We start from the raw sequence: 19892 nt of genomic DNA, 5'->3' as shown, positions 1-19892 counted from the left end.
CGGCTCACGATGGCCACGGCCGCCGTCGAGGTGTACGAGGACGCCGGCGGTGACTACCGCTGGCGCCTGCGCCACCGCAACGGGACGATCCTCGGCACCTCCGGCGAGGGGTACGCCTCCCGCTCGGGCGCGCTCGACGCCGTCAACCGCGTGAAGCGGCACGCGCCGAACGCGCCGGTCGAGGAGAGCGTCGGGGGAGACGGCGACGAGGCGGGGAGCGACGGGTCCGCGGACGACGGAGCGGACGGAGCGAGCGGGGAGTAGGTCGCCGCAGTCGCGGTTTCTCGGGTCCCTCCCCTCCTCGGGCCGTGCGGGCGACGTTAGCCGTACTCCGACAGCGTCGTCCGGCGCTGCTCGTCCGGGTGAACGTTCGTGATCAGCACCTCCGCGACCTCGCCGCGGTTGTCGCCGTCGCTGTTGATCGACCTCGTGGCGCCGACCACGTCCACGGAGAAGGCGTCGTACCCCTCGTAGAGGTCCGCGACGGGCGGCGAGTTCGAGAGCACGACCGAGACGCCCGCCCCGTCGAGGTCGACCGCGAGGTCCCGGAGCCGCCGCTGATCGTCCCTGTCGAACCCCTCGGCGTGGTAGTCGGTGAAGTCGGCCGTCGTCGACACCGGCTCGTACGGCGGGTCGAAGTAGACGAGGTCGCCCGCCTCCGCCTCCTCGCGGACGTACTCGAAGTCGCGGTTGTAGATCGCCGTGTCCTGCAGCACGTCGTGGAGCGCGCGGATGCGGTCGGCCTGCACCCAGTCGGGGTCGGCGTACCGCCCGACGGGGACGTTGAACTCCCCGCTGCTGTTCTCGCGATAGAGCCCGTTGAAGCAGGTCCTGTTGAGGTAGACGAACAGCGACGCCTCCCGGAGGCGCTGCTCGGCCGTCTTGTCGTCGACCTCGTGGAGGCGGTTGAACTCGTCGCGGGCGTCGTAGTAGTACTCCTCGGCGTGCTCGTGGGTCCTGTTCTCCGCGATCAGCTCCTCGGGGTCGCGGTCGCGGACGACCTCGTAGAGGGTGACCAGCCGGTCGTTCAGGTCGTTGATCGACCCGCCGCTCGGCTCCAGGTGGAAGAAGACCGCGCCGCCGCCGACGAACGGCTCGTGGTAGCGGTCGAACTCGACGGGGAACCGCGCCGTGATCTCGGGCAGGAGCTGGCGCTTGCCCCCGGCCCACTTGAGGAGCGGCTGGACCATGCAGTCGTCCGGTGTCGGGCGCGGCGGGGAGTAAACCCTCCCGGTCCGTCCCCGACCGAACGAACGTGGTACCCGCCTACCCGAAACGCCGGGTAGCTGGCCTTGTCACGGAAGGACAATCACCACAACTACTCGCGCCGATCTGTCGTGCCTGCTAACCGAGTCGCCGGGGGCAGGTCTACCACGGGTACCTGTTCGTCACACAGTTTCTCGACGACGGGGCCGATACCACTACGATCGGAGTCACAAGGGCTTTCCTTCCCACGCACCGACTTCGGGGCATGAAGCGGGAGACGGTTTCCGTCACCGGGATGTCGTGTACCGGCTGCGAGCGGAACGTCGAGAACGCCCTCCGGACCGTCGACGGCGTGACCCGCGTCAACGCCGACCACGAGGGCGACACCGTCGAGGTCGTGGTCGAGGACGACGTGGCCGACGGGGACCTCCACGCGGCCATCGAGCGTGCCGGCTACGACGTCGCTGCCTGATCAGCGGCCGACGGGTCTCCGCCGATCCGGGCGTCTTCTCCGTCCTCGACGGCGAAGTCCGTGTTGACGCCCTCGCCGGAGAGGACCTGGCCCGCGAAGCTGTTGGCGAGGACGACAGACACGGACAGCACCATCGCGATCATCGCGAACACCGGGTGGACGAGGCCGGTCGTCGCCGCGGCGACGCCGACGCCGTTGAACGCGAAGGCCGTCGCGAGGTTCTGTCGGGTCTTCCGGTAGCTCTCCTCGCCGATCTCGTAGGCGTCCATCACGCCGCCGAGCCGCTCGCCCATCAGGACGACGTCGGCGGACTCGATGGCGATGTCCGTGCCCGCACCGATGGCGATGCCGACGTCGGCCTGCGTGAGCGCCGGCGCGTCGTTGATGCCGTCGCCGACCATCGCCACGCGGCGGCCCGCGTCCTGCAGTCGACCGATCTCCTCGCGCTTCTCGTCGGGGAGGACGTCCGCCATGACGCGGTCGATACCGACCTCCTCGGCGACCGCCCGCGCGGTACGCTCGGTGTCGCCGGTTATCATCACGGGCGTGATGCCGGCGTCGCGCATCCGCCGGACGGTCTCGGCCGCGTCGGCCTCGACCTCGTCGCCGAGGCCGATCAGGCCCACGAGGTCGCCGTCGCGGACGACGCCCGCGACCGTGAGGCCACGATGCTGGAGGCGTCCGATCCCGTCCGCCGCCCGCGAGAGATCGACCCCCTCGTCGCCGAGCCATCCCGGTTTCCCGACCAGCACGTCGTCGCCGTCTCGCGGCACCTCGCCGTCGCCGCTCGACTGGTCCGCGGCGCGAGGCGCCGCGCCCTCGACGGTCGCCCGAACCCCCTTCCCGGTCACGGTGTCGAACGCCTCGGGATCGGCGTACGCCACGCCCCGCTCGTCGGCGTAGTCGAGGATCGCGTCGGCGAGCGGGTGTTCGGAGAACGCCTCCGCACTTGCCGCCGTCGCCAGTACCTCCGACTCGGAACCGTCGAGCGTGACAATCTCACGGACAGCAGGTTCGCCGACGGTGAGCGTGCCGGTCTTGTCGAGGACGACGTGGTCGACGTCCGGGAGGACCTGGAAGGCGTCGCCGTTCCGCATCAGGACGCCGCGGTTCGCGGCCTTCCCGCCGCCCCGGATCAGCGCGAGCGGCGTCGCCATCCCGAGCGCACAGGGATACCCGAGGACGAGGGCCGCCAGCGCCGCGAACGCCCCGCGCTGGACGTTCGGACTGCCGCCCCACGCGAGGGGTGCGACCAGCCAGAACCCGAAAGAGAGCGCGGCGACGGTCAGGACGGCCGGGACGAAGTACCCGAGGACGCGGTCGGCGAGCTGGACGATCCCCGGCTTCATCGCTCGCGCCTCCTCGATCTCGCGGGCGACCCGATTCAGGAACGCGTCCTCCCCGGTCGCAGTCACTTCGACGAGGAGGGTTCCGGTCCCGTTGACGCTCCCGCCGATCACCTCGTCGCCGTCGGTCTTTTCCTCGGGAACGGGCTCGCCGGTCGCGACGGATTCGTCCACCGTGGACTCGCCGTCGACGACTTCGCCGTCGACGGGGACGTTCTCGCCGGGCTTGACGCGGACGCGGTCGCCGACGGAGAGGTCGCCCACCGGGACCTCCTCGACGTCGCCGTCGTCGGCGACGCGACGTGCGGTGTCCGGACGGAGGTCGAGGAGGCTCCTGACGGCCCGCGAGGCCCGCGTTCGGACGACGAGGCTGGTGTACTCCGAGAGGATGTGATAGGTGGTGACGAACACGGAGACGGCGAAGAAGTGGACGGTCGGGAAGCCCGGAAACACGACCAGGCCGAGCAGCCCACCGAGAAGTCCGGCGAACGCGCCCGCCTCCAGCAGGACGTGCTGGTTGAGGATGCCCCTGCGAAGGCTCTGGAAGGCCTTCTCCTTGATGTAGCGGCCGGGCCCGAACATCGTCCCCAGCGCGAGTGCGAGCGTGACGAGATCCGTCGCCAGCGACGCCGACTCGAGCCGCCCCGTGACGAGGATCATCCATCCCATGAGGGCGGCGACGGCGATGGACGCGCCGCCCGCGAGGACGAGGCGGCGCTTCCCGTCGGCGAGTTCGGCCCGCTGTTGCTCGTATCGCTTCGCTTTGTCCGGGTCGCGGACGGTGTAGCCGAGGTCCCGAAGGGTGTCCTTCACCCCGACCTCGCCGAGCCGGTCGGCATCGTACCGGACGAGCACCTCCTCGTGGGCGAGGCTCACGTCCACGTCCTCGACGCCCTCCGTCCTGTCATAGGCCTTCTCGATGCTCTCGGCGCAGAACGAGCAGGACATCCCGCCGACGTCGAAGCGTTTCTGGGTCGTTCCCATCTCGGTCGTCCTTGACCCGCGATCCCGATAACCGTTATGATGATAGTTGTAGTGATATTCCGAGAATCATATCGTATTTGTCTTCGTAGCGTTACTCTTACTGTTGTTGTTCCCGTAGCTGGAAGGCGAAGAGATGGCCCTGCTCGAATCCGACGTGCCGATCCGCGAGGTCGTCACGACCGACCCCCAGAAGGCGAAGGCGCTCGAAAACGACGTGCGAGCGAAGGTTCTCGACATGCTCGTCGAGGAGGAGATGACGATCGAGGAGATACACGGGGAACTCCAGCGGCGCGGCGAGGACAAGGCCGAGACCACGGTGCGGCACCACGTGAACGTCCTGAAGGACGCCGGCATGGTCGAGATCGCACGCCTCGAGGAGGCCGGCGGCGGCACGCGGAAGTACTACAAGTCGAACACGCGGGTCTTCTCCTACGACCTCCCCGAGAGGGCCGACGAGACCCTCGCAGGGGCGCAGGAGACGGCGACCGAGGGGGCGGAGTCGCTCGTCGAGACGCTGTACGCGGAACACGGCGACGAGATCGAGGCGGTCGCCCGCGAGATGAAGCCCTGCGAGTACTGTGAGACACAGCACTACGAGGAGTTCGTCGTCCGCGAACTGTTGAACCGCGCCCTCGTCGAGGCGTTCGAGACCGGGGCGCTCGACGACGTGATCGACGGCGGGAACTGACACTCACGCGCGACGAGTGCTCGTCCGCCGCCGTGCGAACGCGCGGCCGGGCGACCCGAGGCGGTGCCGAACGAACGAGTTACCCGCCTCGACACGAAACAGGGGGCAACTGACCATGGCTCGCAAGGACGATTACTACAACCGGGCGAAACAGGAGGGGTACCGCGCCCGCTCGGCCTACAAGCTCAAACAGATCGACGAGGAGGTCGACCTGTTCGACCCCGGCGACACCGTCGTCGACCTCGGCGCCGCCCCCGGCGGGTGGCTCCAGGTGGCCGCCGAGGCGGTGACCGAGGCGGGCCGCGTCGTCGGCGTCGACCTCCAGCGCATCGACGACCTCGAGCACCCCCACGTGGAGACGGTCCGCGGCGACATGACCGACGAGCGCACGCGCTACTACCTCCGGAAGGCGCTGGGCGTCGATCCGCGACCCGACGGGAACGACGGCGAGCCCGACCGCCCCGTCGACGTGGTGGTCTCCGACATGGCGCCGAACATGACCGGCGAGTACCAGCTCGACCACGCCCGGTCGATCCACCTCGCCCGGCAGGCGTTCGACACGGCCCTCGAACTGCTGAAGCCCGGCGGCTCGTTCGTCGTGAAGGTGTTCGACGGCCAGGACCTGGCCGACTTCCGCGACGACGTCGCCGCGGAGTTCCAGTACGTCCGGGCGTACACCCCCGAGGCGAGCCGGAAGCGCTCCTCCGAGCGCTACCTGATCGCCCGCGGGCGCACCGACGCGCCGGTGTCGGAGGGCGATCGGCTGGAGGTGGAGGTGACCGACACCGGCGAGGAGGGCGACGGCGTCGCCAGCGTCGAGGGGTACACGCTGTTCGTTCCCGGCGCCGAGGCCGGCGAGACCGTCGAGGTCGTCGTCGACGACGTGAAGCCGCGGTTCGGCTTCGCCGAGCGCGTCGACTAGGCTAGAGCGACTTCGCCGCCTCGATCTCGACGCGAAGGAACTCCGCCGGCCCGTACGGCCGGTCGAACGTGAACGACACCGCCGTCGGATCCTCCGACAACAGGACGTCGTTCTTCCGCTCGCGGGCGATCGAGGTGCCGTTCGCCGCGACGAGGTCGACCGCCACGTCCGCGGTGAGGCTGTCGGTCGACTTGTTCACGTAGACGGTGACGCCGCTCGCGTCCGACCCATCGTACGCGAGGTCGTAGCCGTCGATCACGATCGAGTCGGTCGCCGTCCGGCCGAGCGACTGTTCGATCCGGCTGTCGTCGCGGCCGATCGGCACGCCCGCCGAGGCGACGCCGACCGACGCCGCGGCGGCCCCGACGAGCGCCGCCAGGGCGACGACGACGAGCATCCGTCCGGGGTCGGCCGCGGCGGTCACGGTCAGCCCGTCCGCTCGACGGTGACCTCGACCCGGTCGATCTCGGAGACAGAGTACTCGGACGCGAGGCTCACGCTCACGTTCGTCGTCGTCCCGGCGGCGAACGTCTCGCCGGCGGCGGTCGAGTCGGCCACCGTCGTCGACCCGTTCTTCAGCGCGAGGTGGACCGTCCCCGTGTGGTCGGACGTGCCGGTGTTGTTGACGACGACCGTCACGCCGGTCACGTTGATCCCGTCGTAGCTCAGCCGCTGACTGTCGACCGTGAGATCGCTCGACCCCGTGAGGTCGCCGCGGACCGGGACGACCGGGTCGGGATCGCGGTCGAGGACGGTCACCGCGCTCGCGGTCCCGACGCTGGTCGCGACCACGAGGAGGAGTGCGAGCTTCACCGAGATGACGGCATCGAGACTCGACATCGGGCCACAGTCATGTGCCCTGTCTATTAGTTGTGATACCTGCATGGGAAGGTATTTTCATCGCCGTCGGGCGGGATCCGGTATGGACGGAGCAGGGGAACCGGACACGGTGGTGGAGCTGGAGTTCGACATCGGCGACGCCGGGTTCTTCCTCGTGGAGGCCTCGGAGGCCGAGGAGTGCGAGCTCCTGCTGGAGGAGGTGATGCAGCGGTCGGACGGCACCGTCGTGGAGTACCTCTCCGTGTCGGGCGCCGACCCCGAGCGGCTGCTGCGGCTGGCGGGCGAGGCGGACGGCATCGAGGACGCCCGGCTGGTGTACGCCGACGACGAGAGCGCGCTGTTCGAGTTCGTCTCCACGACGGCCATCGCGACCACGCTCGCGGACGACCGGACCCACCTCACCGACATCGAGGCGACGGCGGGCGACGGCCGCATGCTCGTCGAGGTGCCGCCGCACGTCGACGCGACCGCGGTCGTCGACAGTTTCCTCACGAGCTATCCCGACGCGTCGCTGCTCGCGAAGCGGACGCTCGACCGGTCCGCGCCGCTCATCACGCCGGTGCAGGGACGGGAGGCCGCGCTGCGGGAGCTGACGGACAGGCAGCTGCAGGCGCTGCGGACCGCCCACGCGATGGGCTACTTCGAGCGTCCGCGGGAGGCGACGGCCGCGGAGGTGGCCGACGAGCTCGGCGTGACGGACTCCACGTTCGGCCAGCACCTCCGGGTGGCCGAGCGGAAGGTGTTCGACGAGCTGTTCGAGCCGGAGCGTCGGTGACCGGTCGGCGGGGGGTCAGGCGCCCACCGGCGCCGCGTCCTCCTCGCCGTCGCGCACGAGCGCGACCGCGGCGTACACGAACGGCGTGTCCGCGAGCGCGATCAGCAACTTCAGCACGTACTGGCCGACGATCAGCGACACCAGCACGGGCGTCGGCAACGCGACGCCGACGCCGAGGAGGGCGGGCGCGACCGCGAACGCGACGAGCGTGAACACGACCGTGTCGACGAGCTGGCTCGTCGCCGTCGAGCCGACGTTGCGGAGCCACAGCGCCTCGCCGCCGGTGTACGCGCGGATGCGGTGGAACGCGATCACGTCCCAGTTCTGGCTGATCACGTAGGCGACCAGCGAGCCGAGCACGACGTTGCCCGACAGCCCGAGCACCGTCTCGAAGGCGGCGGGATCGACCGACCCGCGCGCGGCGGGCGTGGCGATGGTGACGAACACCAGCGCCAGCAGGACGAAGTTCATCCCGAAGGCGACGTTGACGACGCGCCGGGCGTACCGCTTGCCGTACAGCTCCGAGAGGCAGTCGGAGGCGAAGAAGGTGATCGCGTACGCCAGCGTCCCGCCGGGGGCGGTGACGGCGCCGAGGACGGGCAACGAGACCGCGAGCAGCTTCGCCGAGATGACCTGCGCGGTCACCAGCGCGGCGACGAACAGCGCGGTGAGGACGACCGCCGCCAGCGGCACGTCCAGCGGTCGCGGCCGCGCGGTCGCGACGCCGTCGCTCATTCGCCCTCCTCGGAGCCGTCGCCGGCCGGGGCGTCCGCCCTCCCCTTCGCCTCCCGGTCCAGTCGGCCGTGGCGGGCGTCGATCTCGTCGAGCACGTCGAGCGTCTTGCGCACCGACGCGCGGATCGCGTCGCTGCGGTTCACGAACTTCCCGTCGTCGCCGACGTGTTCGTCGAGGTCAGCGAGCAGTTCGCCGGGCATCTCGACGCTTATTTTGGGCATACCCGGATGTTCTCGGAGGAATAATTGAATCTTCCCCACGGCATCCGTGCCGACGGGTCGGCGAGACGACCGGACGGACCGGCCGGTGGGGACGGGACGTCCGGCGGTCGAACGGTCCCGCGGTCGGCCCCGAGGGACGCTCGGACGGGCGGCCGCTTACGATCCGGGCTTCGACTCGCGCACGAGGTCGACCGTCGGCTCCGCGAGGTCGCGGCGGCCGCCGAGCGTCAGCACCCACAGGATCAGCAGGCCGACGCCGTAGGCGGCCATCAGCGGGATCGTCACGAGGAACATCGTGAACACGTCCGCGGGGGTGAACAGCGCCGCGACGAGCATGATCGCCACCGTGACCTCCCGCCAGCGCGAGCGCATCGCCCGGTAGGAGACGCCCGCGGTGTTGAGCAGGACCATGAGCACGGGCACGTCCGCGAGGAAGCCGATCCCGATCGTCGTGAAGAAGACGAGCCACGCGAAGTCGCTGATGCGGTAGCTGATCACCATGCCCGCCTGCAGCGCGTCGGCGACGAGCCACGAGATGATCGCCGGCGCGATGACGTTGTAGCCGAGCGCGAGGCCGCCCAGCAGCCCCGCCAGCAGGGCGGCGACCCACCCGAAGACGACGTTCCGGCGGCCGCGGACGAACCCGCGGTCGCGCAGCGCGGGCCACGCGAAGTACGCCGCGAACGGGAGGACCGCGACGGCGCCGGCGATGGTGGATATCTTCACCTCGAAGATGAGCGCCTCCACCGGGTGGAGGACGATGACGCCGAAGTTCGCGGCGCCCTCGCCGACGACCTCCTCGGGGATGCGGTTCACGAAGTTGTTCTTCACGGTGCCGATGCCGCCGAGGTAGAGGAACGCGAACACGCTCGCGAGCGTGACCCCGAACACGCCGGTGAGAACGAACGCCCGCGAGCGCAGCGAGGCGGCGATGAACGCGAGGTCGTCGTAGTAGCCCCCGACGTCGTCCTCGTCGCGCTCGCCGTCGGTGAGCCCCTCCAGGAACGTCCCGGTGGCACGCGACGCCCGGTCTCCCACGTCGTCGGCGGCTCCCGGGACCTGCGGGCCGCCGCCGGAGCCGTCCGACGCCTCGGCGGCCTCGCGGGCCGCCCGCACCTCGTCGAAGCGGTCGAGCACCGCGCGGGCCTTCTCGGAGTCGCCCGCGGCGGCCGCGCGGTCGGCGAGGTAGTTCGCCCGGCGCTCGGAGACGCCCGCGAACACCGCGTCGGGCGCGCGGCGCACCTCCTCGGCCGTCAGCACCTCCACGTCGACGGCGGTCGGGTCCGTCCCGGCGACGTACGCGAAGTAGACGGCCAGCAGGCCCGCCAGCGCCGCGGCGAGCGCGAGGCCGGCGGCGACGAACGCCGCGAGGGCGACGGCGCCGCTCACGCCGAGGCCCGCGAGGACCGCGCCGGCGCTGGTGCCGTACTCCGTGAGCACCGAGTTGGCGAGCGCGGGGCGCTCCACCAGCACGTAGCCCGCGGCGGCGACGACGCCGGCGATGCCGAGGAGGACGTTCCACAGCGAGCCGAGCCGGCCCCGCCAGTCGACGAACCCCGCGCCGCGGCGGATCGCCGCGGCGACGCCGGCGTCCCCGGCGAACAGGTCGCGGGGCGGTCCCGACGGCTCCGCGGTCTCCGCGTCGCCCGCGGCTGCGCCCCCGGCGGCCGGCTCCCCGGCGTCGCCGGCGGCGGCGGCCTCGTCGAAGCGGTCGAGGAGCGCCCGCGCCTTGCCGGGGTCGTCGGCCTCCATCGCGGCGGAGGCGGCCGAGAGCGCCTCCTCCTCGGTCATGCCCTCGAACGCCTCGGGGGGCGCCGCGCGGACGCCGGCCTCGTCGAGCGCGAGCAGGTCGATCGCGTCGGGGTCGCCGGCGTCGCCGACGACGCCCGCGGCCTCGTCGAGTTCGACGTACACGTAGTACGCGAGCGCCACGGTCGCCGCGAGCGCGCCCGCCGCGGCCGCCAGCGCGACGAGCGCCGCCGGCGGGAGGTCGGTCGCGAACCGGTACTGGGTGAACGCGAGGTCGGCGACGAGGCCGTTGACCGCGGCCGCGCCGCCGCGGGCGTAGAACAGGTACACCGCGGCGGCGACGCCGACGCCGACCCCCGCGAGGACGTTCCAGTGGAGGCGGGCCGTCGTCGGGAGGTCGATGCGCTCGCTGCCGCGCCTGGCGGTGACGACGACCTTCGCGAGGTACAGCGACGCGCCGTACAGGACGAGGAGCGGCGCCGCCCACATGATCTGCGTGAACGGGTCCGGCGGCGAGAAGACGGCGCCGAAGACGAAGATACCGACGACGGCGTGGCGCCACTTGTCACGGAACGTCTCGTAGGGGACGATCTCGGCGTACGACAGCGCCGTGATCGCCAGCGGCATCTGGGCGGCGAAGCCGAACGAGAACGTGAGCAGCGCGATGAACTGCGCCCACTTCACGATGGAGTAGGTGGGCTGGATGCCCGCCGAGAGGGCGTTGTTCGCGAGGAACGCGAACATGAACGGGAAGAACACGAGGTAGCCGTAGGCGACGCCGACGGCGAACAGGCCGACGGCGAGCACCGCGATGAGCGCGAGCTTCCACCGGGCGACCGGGGACTGCGGCCACGCGCCGCGCTCGCGGAGGGCGTCCCGCGAGAAGTACAGCAGCGGCGGGATCGCGACGACGATGCCGACGATCAACCCGATCTTCGCCTGGAGGAGGATCACGTCGAAGGGGGTCTGGGCGATGATCTCCACCTCCCGGCCGGCGGCCTCGCTGAGCTGGGCGCGCGTGACGCCCTTGAGGAAGTCCCAGACGTACAGGCGGAGGGCGTAGAACGTTCCCATGAACCCGACGAGGAACACGACGAACACCTTCTGGAGGTCCTTCTGTGCGGACCGCAGCACGGCGCCGGCGGTCTCGCGGCCCTCCGCCAGCGCCCGCTGGGTGTCCTCGTCGAGCGCGCTCGACATACAGGAGGGGAGCCGCTTGGCGGTTATCAACCTTTTCAACGATCCCCCGGTCCGGGCGACGCGGGGCGGCGATCCCGGGCGACGACGCCGACCAATCAGAAAAGGCCTATAACTGCCCGGGGGCGAACACCCCGGTATGACCTCGGACTCGGACCCGCCGACGGACCCCCCGGCGGACGCCGACGGCGACGACGCCGACGGCTCCGAGTCCACCGACCCCGACGGGGCGGACGGGGAGCCGACGGAGGGGGCGCCCCCGGACCCGGCCGACGGGAGCGAACCGGTCGACGCTGCCGCCGACGACGCGGGCGACGACACGGCCGCCGTCGACGGCGACGCCGACGACGGGAGCGACGCGGACGCCGACGACGACCGCGACTCCGACGACGACCGCGACTCCGACGACGACCCCGACACCGCCGGCAGCGGCGGTGACCCGGACGACGGGTCCGACCGGCGGACGGACGAGGAACTCGGCATCGACCGTCGGAGCCCGTTCGAGGACCGGGACGGCGGGAGCGGCGAGGGATCCGACGGCGACCCCGACGCGGATGCCGGATCCGCCGCGGACGACGCCGACGCCGATCCCGACGGCGTCGGTCGCGACGGGGCGACGACCCCGGGCGACGACGGCGACGGCGCGGCCGTCGCCGCCCAGACGGTCCCGGAGCCGGTGGCGGGCGAGCGCGACGGCGAGCGGACGAACGGCGCCGCCTCCGACGGCGAGGGCGGCGCGATGTCGGCCGCGCAGAAGGGGATGGACGCGGTCAGCGAGGGCGTCGGCGCGCTCGGCGGCGAGGGGCCCGACTCCGACCAGGAGATGCCCCTGGCCGAGCACATCGAGGAGATGATGCGCCGCCTCGGCGTCGTGTTCGGCGTCGCCGGCGTCGTCGTCGCCGCGGTGCTGCTGGTCGGTACCGTCTCGCCGGTGGTGCCGAGCGCCGAGGAGATCATCCAGTTCCTGTGGGACACCCACGTCGGCTTCGAGCAGAACCGGCCCCGGGTGTACGGCCCGCTGGAGTTCCTGCTCACGAAGCTGAAGGTGGCCTCGCTGGCGGGCCTGCTCGTCGGGCTCCCGGTGTTCGTCTACGAGACGTACCGCTTCATGCGCCCGGGGCTGTACCCCCACGAGCGCCGCTACTACCTCGCGGCGGTGCCGACGAGCCTGGTCCTCGGGCTGATCGGCGTCGCGTTCGCGCACTTCATCGTCCTCCCGGTCATCTTCGACTACTTCATCAGCTACACCAAGGAGAGCGCGGTGCTGGCGTTCAGCCTCCGGGAGACGTTCAACCTCATCCTCCTGCTGATGGGCTACATGGCCATCGTCTTCCAGATCCCGCTGTTCATCCAGCTCGCGATCATGATGGGGCTGGTGACCCGCGAGTGGATGGAGGACCGCCGGCTGCTGTTCTGGTCGGCGTTCGTCGGGCTGGCGTTCATCGTCTCGCCCGACCCGACCGGGATGGCCCCCATCATCGTCGGCGCGACGATGATCTCGCTGTTCGAGGGGACGCTCGCGCTGTTGCGCTGGACCGGGAACTAGCCGCCGGCGCGGATCGCGGCTCCCCCTCGCTCCCGACGGTCCGGCCGCCGACGGCCCGACGCCGGCGTCGATCGGAGACCGAACCCCGTGAGCGGTCGCGCCGGCCACGGGGGCGGTGTCGCTAGGACTGTCGGCACCGACAGCCGCTCTCGCGTCCGATCCTCGCACCTCCGTCGTCACAACCCGACCCCGATCTCTCCCCGGGGCAACGCTTATATTAGCAGAGTCTAATATTAGCATGTACTGAAATGAGCAGCCAGACGCCCGAATCCGGGACGGACGACCGAGAGAGCGACGGGGCGACGGGGTGTTGCACGGCGGAACACGCCCTGCGGGAGGACGAACTCGCCGCCGACGTCGAGACGCTCTCGGCGCTGGGCAACGACACGCGCTACGAGGCGCTGCGCCTCATCGCGGGCGCCGAGGACGACGTCTGCGTGTGCGAACTGGAGCCGTCGCTCGGCGTGAGCCAGAGCGCGGTGAGTCAGGCGCTCTCGCGGCTGTTCGGCGCCGGGCTCGTCGAGCGGCGCAAGGAGGGCCGGTGGCGCTACTACAGCGCGACGCCGCGCGCCGAGCGGCTCCTCCGCGTGCTCGACGAGACGAGGGCGGCCGACGATGACTGACGGGGACGCCCCGGCGGCGGACGACGGCGGGCTCGACCCCGCACGGCAGCGATCCGCGGTGCGGGAGCGGTACGGGGAGATCGCGTCCGCGGGGTCGTCGTGCTGCGGCGACGGCGCCGGCGACTGCGGGGGGACCGAGGACCCCGCGGCCGAGGGAGCGACGGAACTCGGCTACGCCGAGGAGGACCTCGACGCCGTCGCCGCGGGCGCGAACCTCGGCCTCGGCTGCGGCAACCCGACCGCCATCGCGGGCCTCGAGCCGGGCGAGACCGTCCTCGACCTCGGCTCCGGCGGCGGCTTCGACTGCTTCCTCGCGGCGCGCGAGGTCGGCGACGAGGGGCGGGTCATCGGCGTCGACATGACCCCCGAGATGGTCGAGCGGGCCCGCGGGAACGTCGAGGCGAACGACGCGGCGAACGTCGAGTTCCGCCTCGGCGAGATCGAACACCTGCCGGTCGCCGACGGGTCGGTCGACGTGATCCTCTCGAACTGCGTGATCAACCTCTCGCCGGACAAGCGGCGGGTCGTCGCGGAGGCGTACCGCGTGCTCCGACCCGGCGGCCGCCTCGCCGTCTCGGACGTGGTGGCGACGGCGGACCTGCCGGACGACCTCCGGGAGGACCCCGCGTCCGTGAGCGCCTGCCTCGGCGGGGCGGCCCCGATCCCGACGCTCGAATCGATGCTCGCCGACGCCGGGTTCGTCGACGTCGCGATCGAACCGAAAGACGACAGCGAGTCGTTCGTCCGCGAGTGGGACCCCGACCGCGACCTCTCCGACTACCTGACCGCGGCGACGATCGAGGCCCGGAAGCCGACGACCGACCCCGAGCCCGCGACCGACCGGAACGCGGCGTGACAGCCAGCGAGATACCACACACGGGACACTAACCATGCACAGACCACCCGACCCGAGCGATCGTACAGGAATCGAACGGCCCAGTTGGCGGAGCATCGTCGCGGGCTACGCCGTCGTTGTCGCGGGCCTGGCGGCCCTGTGGGCCGTCAGCAACCCGGTCGCCGGCGCGACGGTCCTCGCGGCCGCCGGCGCCGTGCGCCTCGGCGCGCCCCGCGTCGCCGGCGCAGTCCGCTGTCTGCGCGTGTGCCGCGAGTTCACCGTCGACCTGGGCGGGAGGCTCCGGATCACGGTGACGAGGCCGCCAGTCGACGATGGCGCCGTCTGACCGACGGGCCGGCGGCGGACCGGAGCACGACCGACGGTCGTCCGACCCGGACGCGTCGGCGGAATCGTCGGCGGCGGAGGCGGAGCCGACGAACCCGACGACGACCGGTCCGGACGTGACGCTGACGGAGGCGGACGCCGCGGGCCTCGACCGCGTCGAGGCGCTGCTGGCGGCGAACGACCTCCCGACGGAGGACGTCCGAACGGGGCCGGGGCAGTTCTACCTCGCCCGCGACGGCGACGACGAGAGCGACGGTGACGGCGACGGCGACGCGGTCGTCGGCGTCGGCGGCGTCGAGCGCCACGGGTCGGCCGGGCTCCTCCGTTCGGTGGCGGTCGAGGAGTCGAGCCGCGGCGACGGGTACGGGACGGCGCTGTGTGCCGCCCTCGAGGACCGCGCCCGCCGGGAGGGCGCGGGGACGCTGTACCTCCTGACGACGACCGCGGCGGGCTTCTTCGAGCGGCTCGGATACGAGGCGGTCGACCGCGAGTCCGTCCCGCCGGCGATCCGGTCGACGACCGAGTTCGCGGAGCTGTGTCCGGCGTCCGCGACCTGCATGCGCAAGCGGGTCGGGGAGCGAGCGAGCAGCGACGGCACGGGAACCGAGTAGCGGCGGCGGGGGCGTGACGGTGCGGGAGTCCCCCGGGATCGCTCGAGGACACCGCACCCGAGCACACTTTTGCCGTCCCTCGCGCACCCACGGTCGATGGGAACGATCCTCCTGTGTCGCCACGGCGAGACCACCTGGAACCGCGAGCGACGGGTGCAGGGGTGGGCACCCACGAGCCTGACCGAGCGCGGCCGCGAGCAGGCCGACGCGCTCGCCGGCTTCCTCGCGGCCGAGTACGACCTCGACCGCCTCGTCGCCTCGGACCTGGAGCGCGCGGCCGAGACCGCCCGGGCGATCTCGCGGGCGACGGACGCCGACGCGACGTTCGACGCCCGGTGGCGCGAGCGCGACTTCGGCCGGTTCCAGGGCCTCGCCTACGAGGAGCTGTTCGGGACGTACCCCGAGTACACGCTCTCGGCCGTCGGCTACGCGGCCGCCGAGACGGTCCCCGAGAGCGGCGAGTCGCTGCTCGACATGTGGGAGCGCGTGCGGGCCGCCTTCGCCGACCTCCGCGCGGGGATCGGCGACGACGAGACGGTCGCGGTCGTCGCCCACGGCGGCCCGCTGTACGCCGTCACCGGCGACATCAAGGGGCTCGACGTGGTCGCCGCGGTGCTCGATCAGGACCAGGGCAACTGTGCGGTCAACGAGGTCCGGGTCGGACGGGAGGGCGGCGAGCGCCGCGACGGCGACCGCGACGCCGGCGGCGGCGCGGCAGGGAGGTCGGTCGAACTGGTTCGCGAGAACGTGACGTCGTTCCTGCCGGAATCGACGACCCAGGAGAACTACTGAGCGGGCGAGGGCGAGGGCGACGGCGGCCGCGGTCGCGTCAGGGGGCGACGCGCGACACTACGAGGTCGGGTAGTCGCGCGCGAACACGTCCTCGACGACCGGCTCGCCCTCCGCGTTCGCCGTCCTCGCGTCGTCGGCGTCCGCCGTCGCGTCGCCCTCGGCGGTACCGTCGGCGTCCGCCCCGGCCGCCGGGCTGACGCTCCCGGTTTCGTACCCCTGGAGGTCGAGGGTGACGTGGTCGAAGCCGAGGTCCAGCATGTGTTCGCGGGCGGCGTCGGCGAAGTCGGGGTTCAGCGCCGCCTCCAGCTCGTCGGCGCCGACCTCGATGCGCGCGAGGCCGTCGTGGTCGCGGACGCGGAACTGCGAGAACCCCCAGGTCCGCAGGAGCCGCTCGGCCTTCTCGATGCGCGTGAGGCGCTCCTCGGTCACCTCCAGCCCGGTCGGGATGCGCGAGGAGAGGCACGCCATCGAGGGCTTGTCCGCCACGTCGAGGCCGTAGTGGGCGGCGATCTCCCGCACCTCGTCCTTCGTGATCCCCGCTCGGAGCAGCGGGGAGACCACGTCGAGTTCCTCCACCGCCTGGAGGCCGGGGCGGTGGCCCTCGCCGGGGTCGGAGGCGTTCGTCCCGTCACAGACCGTTCCGATCCCGCGCTCCCTCGCCGCCTCGTACATCCGCGAGAGGCGCATCGTCCGGCAGTGGTAGCAGCGGTCGTCGCCGTTGGCGACGAAGTCGGGGTCCTCCAGCTCGGAGAACTCGACGACCGCGTGGTCGATGCCGATGTCGGCGGCGACCCGGCGGGCGTCGTCGAGCTCCTCGGCCGGGAGCGTCTCGCTCTTGGCGGTACACGCGACCGCGTCGTCGCCGAGGGCGTCGCGCGCGAGGGCGGCGACCACCGACGAGTCGACGCCGCCGGAGAAGGCGACAAGCGCCCCGTCGCGCTCGGCGAGCGCCTCGCGCGCGGCCGCCGCCTTCGCCGCCACGTCGTCGTTCATGGCTCGGCTGAGGGGGCGGCGAGGCAAAAGTCGTCCGAAGCGAGCGAGGGCGAGTGAGCGACGCGAACGAGCCCTCGGCCGACCGACGGCGAGATCCGACGGGCCGAGCCGTCCACGAACGCGATGCTGTAGCCGGGAGGGAGCGACGCGACCGACCGAGCCTTCGGAGGCCGACTCCGCGACACAGCGCGCCCCGTTCAGACCCCGATCAGCTCCTCGATCTCGGTCAGCAGCGCCTCGTGATCGCCGGCGTGAACGGTGACGACGGGGACCGGCGAGACGCGCACGACCTTCTCGGCGACGCTCCCCAGCAGGTACCGCTCGAACCCGGTCTTCCCCCGCGTCCCCATCACGATCAGGTCCGTCCCGTTCTCGACCGCGTAGGTGACGATCGCGACCGCGGGGTCCCCCCAGCGTATCTCGCGCGTCACGTCGATGTCCCGGTCGATCGCACGCTCGGCGATCGCCTTCGTCGCGCTCTGTCCGTCCCCCTCGAGGGCGTCCCGAACCCGGCCGCGAACGTCGTCGGGGACCGTCGCGTAGGCCGTCTCGTCCACGACGTACAGGACGTGAACCGTCGCCCCGCACAGCTCAGCGAGCCCCAGGGCGTGCTCGGCGACGCGCCGCATCCCCTCGCTCCCGTCGGTCGGGACGAGAATGTCGTCGTACATGTGTGAGACGTACACACACAGGGAGCAAAAGCGCACCCGTGGATCCCGGACGAGCCGAGCCCGTGGAGGCACGGACGATCAGCGTTCACATCGAGGTCTCCCGTGGCCGACCTCGCTTCGCTCACGGCTCGCTGCGCTCACGGCTCACTTCGTTCGCCGTTCGCTGCCGCGGTCTCACGTCCGTTCAACCGCGCACGCTCGCCGTTCGCGTTTCCGTGGCCTCGCTCGCTCCGCTCGCTCGGCCACGCACTCCCCGGCACGGTTTTGACCCCCGCCGCGCTACCGGGCGACGAATGGAGTTCACGTCGGTCCCGGGCGTCGGGGAGAAGACCGCCGACGCCCTCGCGGATCTGGACGGCGCCGAGGCGGCGCTGCGCCGCGGCGACGTGGCGACGCTGGCCCGCGCCCGGGGGGTCACCGAGGGCCGGGCGGCCGCCATCGCCCGCGGCGCCATCCGGGAGCGCCACGACGACCCCGGCGGCTGGCTCGCGACCGACCGCGCCCGGGAGGTGTACGAGGACGCCCTCGGCCTCCTGCAGGAGCGGGCGGTCACCGACTACGCCGAGAAGCGCCTGCGCACCCTCTACCCCTCGCCCACGGAGTCCCGCATCGAGGAGGTACGCGAGTGGGCCGCCGAGGCGGTCGAACGCGAGCCCGACGAGGCGGTGCTGGAGGCGCTGGAGGGCGTCGAACAGCCGACCGAGCCGCGGGGGCTCCGGGTGCGCGAGCGGGCGCTCGCGACCGCCGACGCCGAGCGCTACGCCGCGGTGAAGGACGCCTTCCCGGAGCTGTCGGTCGAGGTGGTCGAGGACGCCCGCGACCTGGCGGAGCTGGCCCGGTCGTACGCCACCGTCGTCGCGGTCGACGAGGAGTTCGCCGGCGTCGACGTCGAGGGCGACGTGCGGGTGATCACCGACCCCGAGGCGCACCCCGAGGAGGTCGTCCCCGAGCGCCTGCTGGCGTTCTTCGCGGAGAACCGCGCCGAGTTGCTCGCGGCGCTCGACGTGCACGAGGCCGCCGGTATCGAGCCCGCCCTCGACCCCGAGGCGCTGCGGGACGCGCTCTCGCGGCTCGACGACGACGGGACCGTCCGCGGCGACGAGGAGCTGGAGCGGCTGTCGAACGCCGTCGACGACCTCGACGCGGCGGTGTCGACGGCCGAATCCGTCGCCAACGACCACCTCCGCGACGCCATCCGCGAGCAGGACGTGACCATCGAGGGCACCGACTTCCTCTCGCTGGTCGAGCAGGGCGCCCGCGTCGACAGCCTGCTCTCGCGGGAGCTGGCCGACGAGTACGACGAGGCGGTCCGGCGCGCCCGCGAGCACTTCGTCGACGCGCTCCGGCTCGACGACGGGGAGGCGGAGTTCGCGGAACGGGTGTTCGCGGGCGACCCCACGTTCCCGACCGAGCACAACGAGGAGCCGCTGAACCGCCTGCGCACGGAGCTCAAGGCCGCGCGCGACCGCCGGGCCGCCGCGCTCAAGTCGGGGCTGGCCGAGGACCTGGCGGCCCTGCGCGACCCCGCCGACGACCTGATCGCCGACGCGCTGGAACTCGACGTGGAGCTGGCGGTCGCGCGCTTCGCCCGCGACTTCGACTGCGTCGTCCCCGAGCTGGACGAGCCGGGGTCGGGGTTCGCGATCGAGGGCGGGCGCTCGCCCCTGCTGGACGTCCCCTTCGAGGAGGCCGAGCCCGTCGACTACGCCGTCTCGGGGGTCACCCTCCTGTCGGGCGTCAACTCCGGCGGGAAGACCTCCGTGCTCGACCTCGTCGCGCTGGTCGTCACGCTCGCGCACGTCGGGCTGCCCGTCCCGGCGGAGTCGGCGCGGGTGGGTCGGGTGTCGGAGCTGCACTACTACGCGAAGTCGCAGGGGACGCTCGACGCCGGCGCGTTCGAGTCGACGCTGCGGGAGTTCGGCGACCTCGTCGCCGGCGCCGAGGGGCGGCTGGTGCTCGTCGACGAACTGGAGTCGATCACCGAGCCGGGCGCCTCCGCGAAGATCATCGCGGGCATCCTGGAGGCGCTGGAGGCGCAGGGCGCGACGGGCGTGTTCGTCTCCCACCTCGCCAGACAGATCCGCGAGGCCGCCGCCGTCGACGTCGCGGTCGACGGCATCGAGGCCGTCGGGCTGGAGGACGGCGAGCTGGTGGTGAACCGCTCGCCCCGGAAGGACCACCTCGCGCGGTCGACGCCGGAGCTGATCGTCGAGAAGCTCGCGCGCGAGGCGGACGGGGACTCGGCGGGCCGGTCGCGGGGCGGCGCGGACCCCGAGTTCTACGAGGGACTGCTGGAGAAGTTCTGAACGGTCCGCCCCCCGGGGCGAGCGGGTGCCGCGCC

The 19892-nt window shown here is 72.0% G+C and carries 21 protein-coding genes and 1 pseudogene; 12 read left to right on the top strand and 10 right to left on the bottom strand.

Annotated elements, in window-relative coordinates:
- A partial coding sequence (locus tag ACQUQ1_RS16100; protein ID WP_435065333.1) for a YegP family protein occupies positions 1-264 on the top strand: 264 nt, incomplete at its 5' end.
- A 56-nt stretch (positions 265-320) separates the two neighbouring features.
- Here ACQUQ1_RS16100 and ACQUQ1_RS16095 read toward each other — a convergent pair.
- On the bottom strand, positions 321-1190 hold the full coding sequence (locus ACQUQ1_RS16095; protein WP_435065332.1) for a DNA adenine methylase: 870 nt from the start codon (positions 1188-1190) through the stop codon (positions 321-323).
- A gap of 281 nt (positions 1191-1471) precedes the next feature.
- On the opposite strand from ACQUQ1_RS16095, the gene ACQUQ1_RS16090 reads away from it, so the two are divergent.
- Positions 1472-1678: a heavy-metal-associated domain-containing protein gene (locus ACQUQ1_RS16090; RefSeq protein ID WP_435065331.1), complete on the top strand. Its 207-nt coding sequence runs from the start codon at positions 1472-1474 to the stop codon at positions 1676-1678.
- Here ACQUQ1_RS16090 and ACQUQ1_RS16085 read toward each other — a convergent pair.
- Entirely contained in the window at positions 1660-4008 is a 2349-nt protein-coding gene (locus ACQUQ1_RS16085; protein ID WP_435065330.1) for a heavy metal translocating P-type ATPase, read from the bottom strand. The two genes, ACQUQ1_RS16090 and ACQUQ1_RS16085, sit on opposite strands and share 19 nt — an antisense overlap.
- Positions 4009-4141: 133 nt before the next feature.
- On the opposite strand from ACQUQ1_RS16085, the gene ACQUQ1_RS16080 reads away from it, so the two are divergent.
- Both ACQUQ1_RS16080 and ACQUQ1_RS16075 read left to right on the top strand, forming a co-directional pair.
- Positions 4142-4696, top strand: coding sequence for an ArsR/SmtB family transcription factor (locus ACQUQ1_RS16080; protein WP_435065329.1), 555 nt, complete (start codon positions 4142-4144; stop codon positions 4694-4696).
- Positions 4697-4811: 115 nt separating this feature from the next.
- The gene (locus ACQUQ1_RS16075) at positions 4812-5618 is read left to right on the top strand and encodes an SAM-dependent methyltransferase (protein WP_435065328.1); all 807 of its coding nucleotides are present in this window, start codon (positions 4812-4814) and stop codon (positions 5616-5618) included.
- Position 5619: 1 nt separating this feature from the next.
- Here the strand turns inward: ACQUQ1_RS16075 and ACQUQ1_RS16070 are convergent, their stop codons facing one another.
- A complete protein-coding gene (locus ACQUQ1_RS16070) occupies positions 5620-6042 on the bottom strand; it encodes a hypothetical protein (protein WP_435065327.1) in 423 nt (140 codons plus the stop codon).
- Between the two features lie 2 nt (positions 6043-6044).
- Positions 6045-6458 (bottom strand): hypothetical protein, encoded by a 414-nt coding sequence (locus ACQUQ1_RS16065; RefSeq protein ID WP_435065326.1) that lies wholly within the window; start codon positions 6456-6458, stop codon positions 6045-6047.
- An 82-nt stretch (positions 6459-6540) separates the two neighbouring features.
- On the opposite strand from ACQUQ1_RS16065, the gene ACQUQ1_RS16060 reads away from it, so the two are divergent.
- A complete protein-coding gene (locus tag ACQUQ1_RS16060; RefSeq protein WP_435065325.1) occupies positions 6541-7233 on the top strand; it encodes a bacterio-opsin activator domain-containing protein in 693 nt (230 codons plus the stop codon).
- Between the two features lie 15 nt (positions 7234-7248).
- On the opposite strand, the gene ACQUQ1_RS16055 is transcribed toward ACQUQ1_RS16060, so the two are convergent.
- From ACQUQ1_RS16055 to tatC (ACQUQ1_RS16040), 4 genes and pseudogenes are all read right to left on the bottom strand, one after another.
- The gene (locus tag ACQUQ1_RS16055; protein WP_435065324.1) at positions 7249-7968 is read right to left on the bottom strand and encodes a queuosine precursor transporter; all 720 of its coding nucleotides are present in this window, start codon (positions 7966-7968) and stop codon (positions 7249-7251) included.
- Positions 7965-8189, bottom strand: coding sequence for a ribbon-helix-helix domain-containing protein (locus ACQUQ1_RS16050; protein ID WP_435065323.1), 225 nt, complete (start codon positions 8187-8189; stop codon positions 7965-7967). The genes ACQUQ1_RS16055 and ACQUQ1_RS16050 overlap by 4 nt, the downstream gene beginning before the upstream one ends.
- Before the next feature lie 156 nt (positions 8190-8345).
- Positions 8346-9227 carry a twin-arginine translocase subunit TatC gene (gene tatC / locus ACQUQ1_RS16045; protein WP_435065338.1) on the bottom strand — a complete coding sequence of 294 codons (882 nt, stop codon included), beginning with the start codon at positions 9225-9227 and terminating at the stop codon, positions 8346-8348.
- A 540-nt stretch (positions 9228-9767) separates the two neighbouring features.
- A pseudogene (gene tatC, locus ACQUQ1_RS16040) lies at positions 9768-11138 on the bottom strand (twin-arginine translocase subunit TatC); the annotation flags it as partial.
- Between the two features lie 136 nt (positions 11139-11274).
- Between tatC (ACQUQ1_RS16040) and tatC (ACQUQ1_RS16035) the strand changes: the two are divergent.
- From tatC (ACQUQ1_RS16035) to ACQUQ1_RS16010, 6 genes are all read left to right on the top strand, one after another.
- On the top strand, positions 11275-12681 hold the full coding sequence (tatC, locus tag ACQUQ1_RS16035; protein WP_435065322.1) for a twin-arginine translocase subunit TatC: 1407 nt from the start codon (positions 11275-11277) through the stop codon (positions 12679-12681).
- A 248-nt stretch (positions 12682-12929) separates the two neighbouring features.
- Positions 12930-13304 (top strand): ArsR/SmtB family transcription factor, encoded by a 375-nt coding sequence (locus ACQUQ1_RS16030; RefSeq protein ID WP_435065321.1) that lies wholly within the window; start codon positions 12930-12932, stop codon positions 13302-13304.
- The gene (gene arsM, locus ACQUQ1_RS16025; RefSeq protein ID WP_435065320.1) at positions 13297-14160 is read left to right on the top strand and encodes an arsenite methyltransferase; all 864 of its coding nucleotides are present in this window, start codon (positions 13297-13299) and stop codon (positions 14158-14160) included. Before ACQUQ1_RS16030 ends, arsM begins: the two co-directional genes overlap by 8 nt.
- A 34-nt stretch (positions 14161-14194) precedes the next feature.
- A complete protein-coding gene (locus ACQUQ1_RS16020) occupies positions 14195-14485 on the top strand; it encodes a hypothetical protein (RefSeq protein WP_435065319.1) in 291 nt (96 codons plus the stop codon).
- Positions 14472-15095, top strand: a complete 624-nt coding sequence (gene arsN2, locus ACQUQ1_RS16015) for an arsenic resistance N-acetyltransferase ArsN2 (RefSeq protein ID WP_435065318.1) — start codon at positions 14472-14474, stop codon at positions 15093-15095. Before ACQUQ1_RS16020 ends, arsN2 begins: the two co-directional genes overlap by 14 nt.
- A 96-nt stretch (positions 15096-15191) precedes the next feature.
- On the top strand, positions 15192-15887 hold the full coding sequence (locus ACQUQ1_RS16010) for a histidine phosphatase family protein (protein WP_435065317.1): 696 nt from the start codon (positions 15192-15194) through the stop codon (positions 15885-15887).
- 57 nt (positions 15888-15944) lie between these two features.
- Here the strand turns inward: ACQUQ1_RS16010 and larE are convergent, their stop codons facing one another.
- Together larE and ACQUQ1_RS16000 are read right to left on the bottom strand one after the other, a co-directional pair.
- A complete protein-coding gene (gene larE, locus ACQUQ1_RS16005; protein WP_435065316.1) occupies positions 15945-16880 on the bottom strand; it encodes an ATP-dependent sacrificial sulfur transferase LarE in 936 nt (311 codons plus the stop codon).
- Between the two features lie 197 nt (positions 16881-17077).
- On the bottom strand, positions 17078-17551 hold the full coding sequence (locus tag ACQUQ1_RS16000) for a universal stress protein (RefSeq protein ID WP_435065315.1): 474 nt from the start codon (positions 17549-17551) through the stop codon (positions 17078-17080).
- Between the two features lie 293 nt (positions 17552-17844).
- Here ACQUQ1_RS16000 and ACQUQ1_RS15995 point away from each other — a divergent pair, with 293 nt between their 5' ends.
- Positions 17845-19857, top strand: a complete 2013-nt coding sequence (locus ACQUQ1_RS15995; RefSeq protein ID WP_435065314.1) for a MutS-related protein — start codon at positions 17845-17847, stop codon at positions 19855-19857.
- The last annotated feature ends 35 nt before the right edge of the window (positions 19858-19892 follow it).

This window comes from Halobaculum sp. EA56 (genome assembly GCF_051195075.1).
GTDB lineage: Archaea > Halobacteriota > Halobacteria > Halobacteriales > Haloferacaceae > Halobaculum.
The sequence above is the reverse complement of the archived record's forward strand: the minus strand, read 5'-3'. Positions and strand labels throughout refer to the sequence as shown.

Coding starts and splice junctions, on each gene's coding strand:
- ACQUQ1_RS16095 (WP_435065332.1), bottom strand. CDS start 1,190: ATGGTCCAGCCGCTCCTCAAGTGGGCCGGGGGCAAGCGCCAGCTCCTG.
- ACQUQ1_RS16090 (WP_435065331.1), top strand. CDS start 1,472: ATGAAGCGGGAGACGGTTTCCGTCACCGGGATGTCGTGTACCGGCTGC.
- ACQUQ1_RS16085 (WP_435065330.1), bottom strand. CDS start 4,008: ATGGGAACGACCCAGAAACGCTTCGACGTCGGCGGGATGTCCTGCTCG.
- ACQUQ1_RS16080 (WP_435065329.1), top strand. CDS start 4,142: ATGGCCCTGCTCGAATCCGACGTGCCGATCCGCGAGGTCGTCACGACC.
- ACQUQ1_RS16075 (WP_435065328.1), top strand. CDS start 4,812: ATGGCTCGCAAGGACGATTACTACAACCGGGCGAAACAGGAGGGGTAC.
- ACQUQ1_RS16065 (WP_435065326.1), bottom strand. CDS start 6,458: ATGTCGAGTCTCGATGCCGTCATCTCGGTGAAGCTCGCACTCCTCCTC.
- ACQUQ1_RS16060 (WP_435065325.1), top strand. CDS start 6,541: ATGGACGGAGCAGGGGAACCGGACACGGTGGTGGAGCTGGAGTTCGAC.
- ACQUQ1_RS16055 (WP_435065324.1), bottom strand. CDS start 7,968: ATGAGCGACGGCGTCGCGACCGCGCGGCCGCGACCGCTGGACGTGCCG.
- ACQUQ1_RS16050 (WP_435065323.1), bottom strand. CDS start 8,189: ATGCCCAAAATAAGCGTCGAGATGCCCGGCGAACTGCTCGCTGACCTC.
- tatC (WP_435065322.1), top strand. CDS start 11,275: ATGACCTCGGACTCGGACCCGCCGACGGACCCCCCGGCGGACGCCGAC.
- ACQUQ1_RS16030 (WP_435065321.1), top strand. CDS start 12,930: ATGAGCAGCCAGACGCCCGAATCCGGGACGGACGACCGAGAGAGCGAC.
- arsM (WP_435065320.1), top strand. CDS start 13,297: ATGACTGACGGGGACGCCCCGGCGGCGGACGACGGCGGGCTCGACCCC.
- ACQUQ1_RS16020 (WP_435065319.1), top strand. CDS start 14,195: ATGCACAGACCACCCGACCCGAGCGATCGTACAGGAATCGAACGGCCC.
- arsN2 (WP_435065318.1), top strand. CDS start 14,472: ATGGCGCCGTCTGACCGACGGGCCGGCGGCGGACCGGAGCACGACCGA.
- ACQUQ1_RS16010 (WP_435065317.1), top strand. CDS start 15,192: ATGGGAACGATCCTCCTGTGTCGCCACGGCGAGACCACCTGGAACCGC.
- larE (WP_435065316.1), bottom strand. CDS start 16,880: ATGAACGACGACGTGGCGGCGAAGGCGGCGGCCGCGCGCGAGGCGCTC.
- ACQUQ1_RS16000 (WP_435065315.1), bottom strand. CDS start 17,551: ATGTACGACGACATTCTCGTCCCGACCGACGGGAGCGAGGGGATGCGG.
- ACQUQ1_RS15995 (WP_435065314.1), top strand. CDS start 17,845: ATGGAGTTCACGTCGGTCCCGGGCGTCGGGGAGAAGACCGCCGACGCC.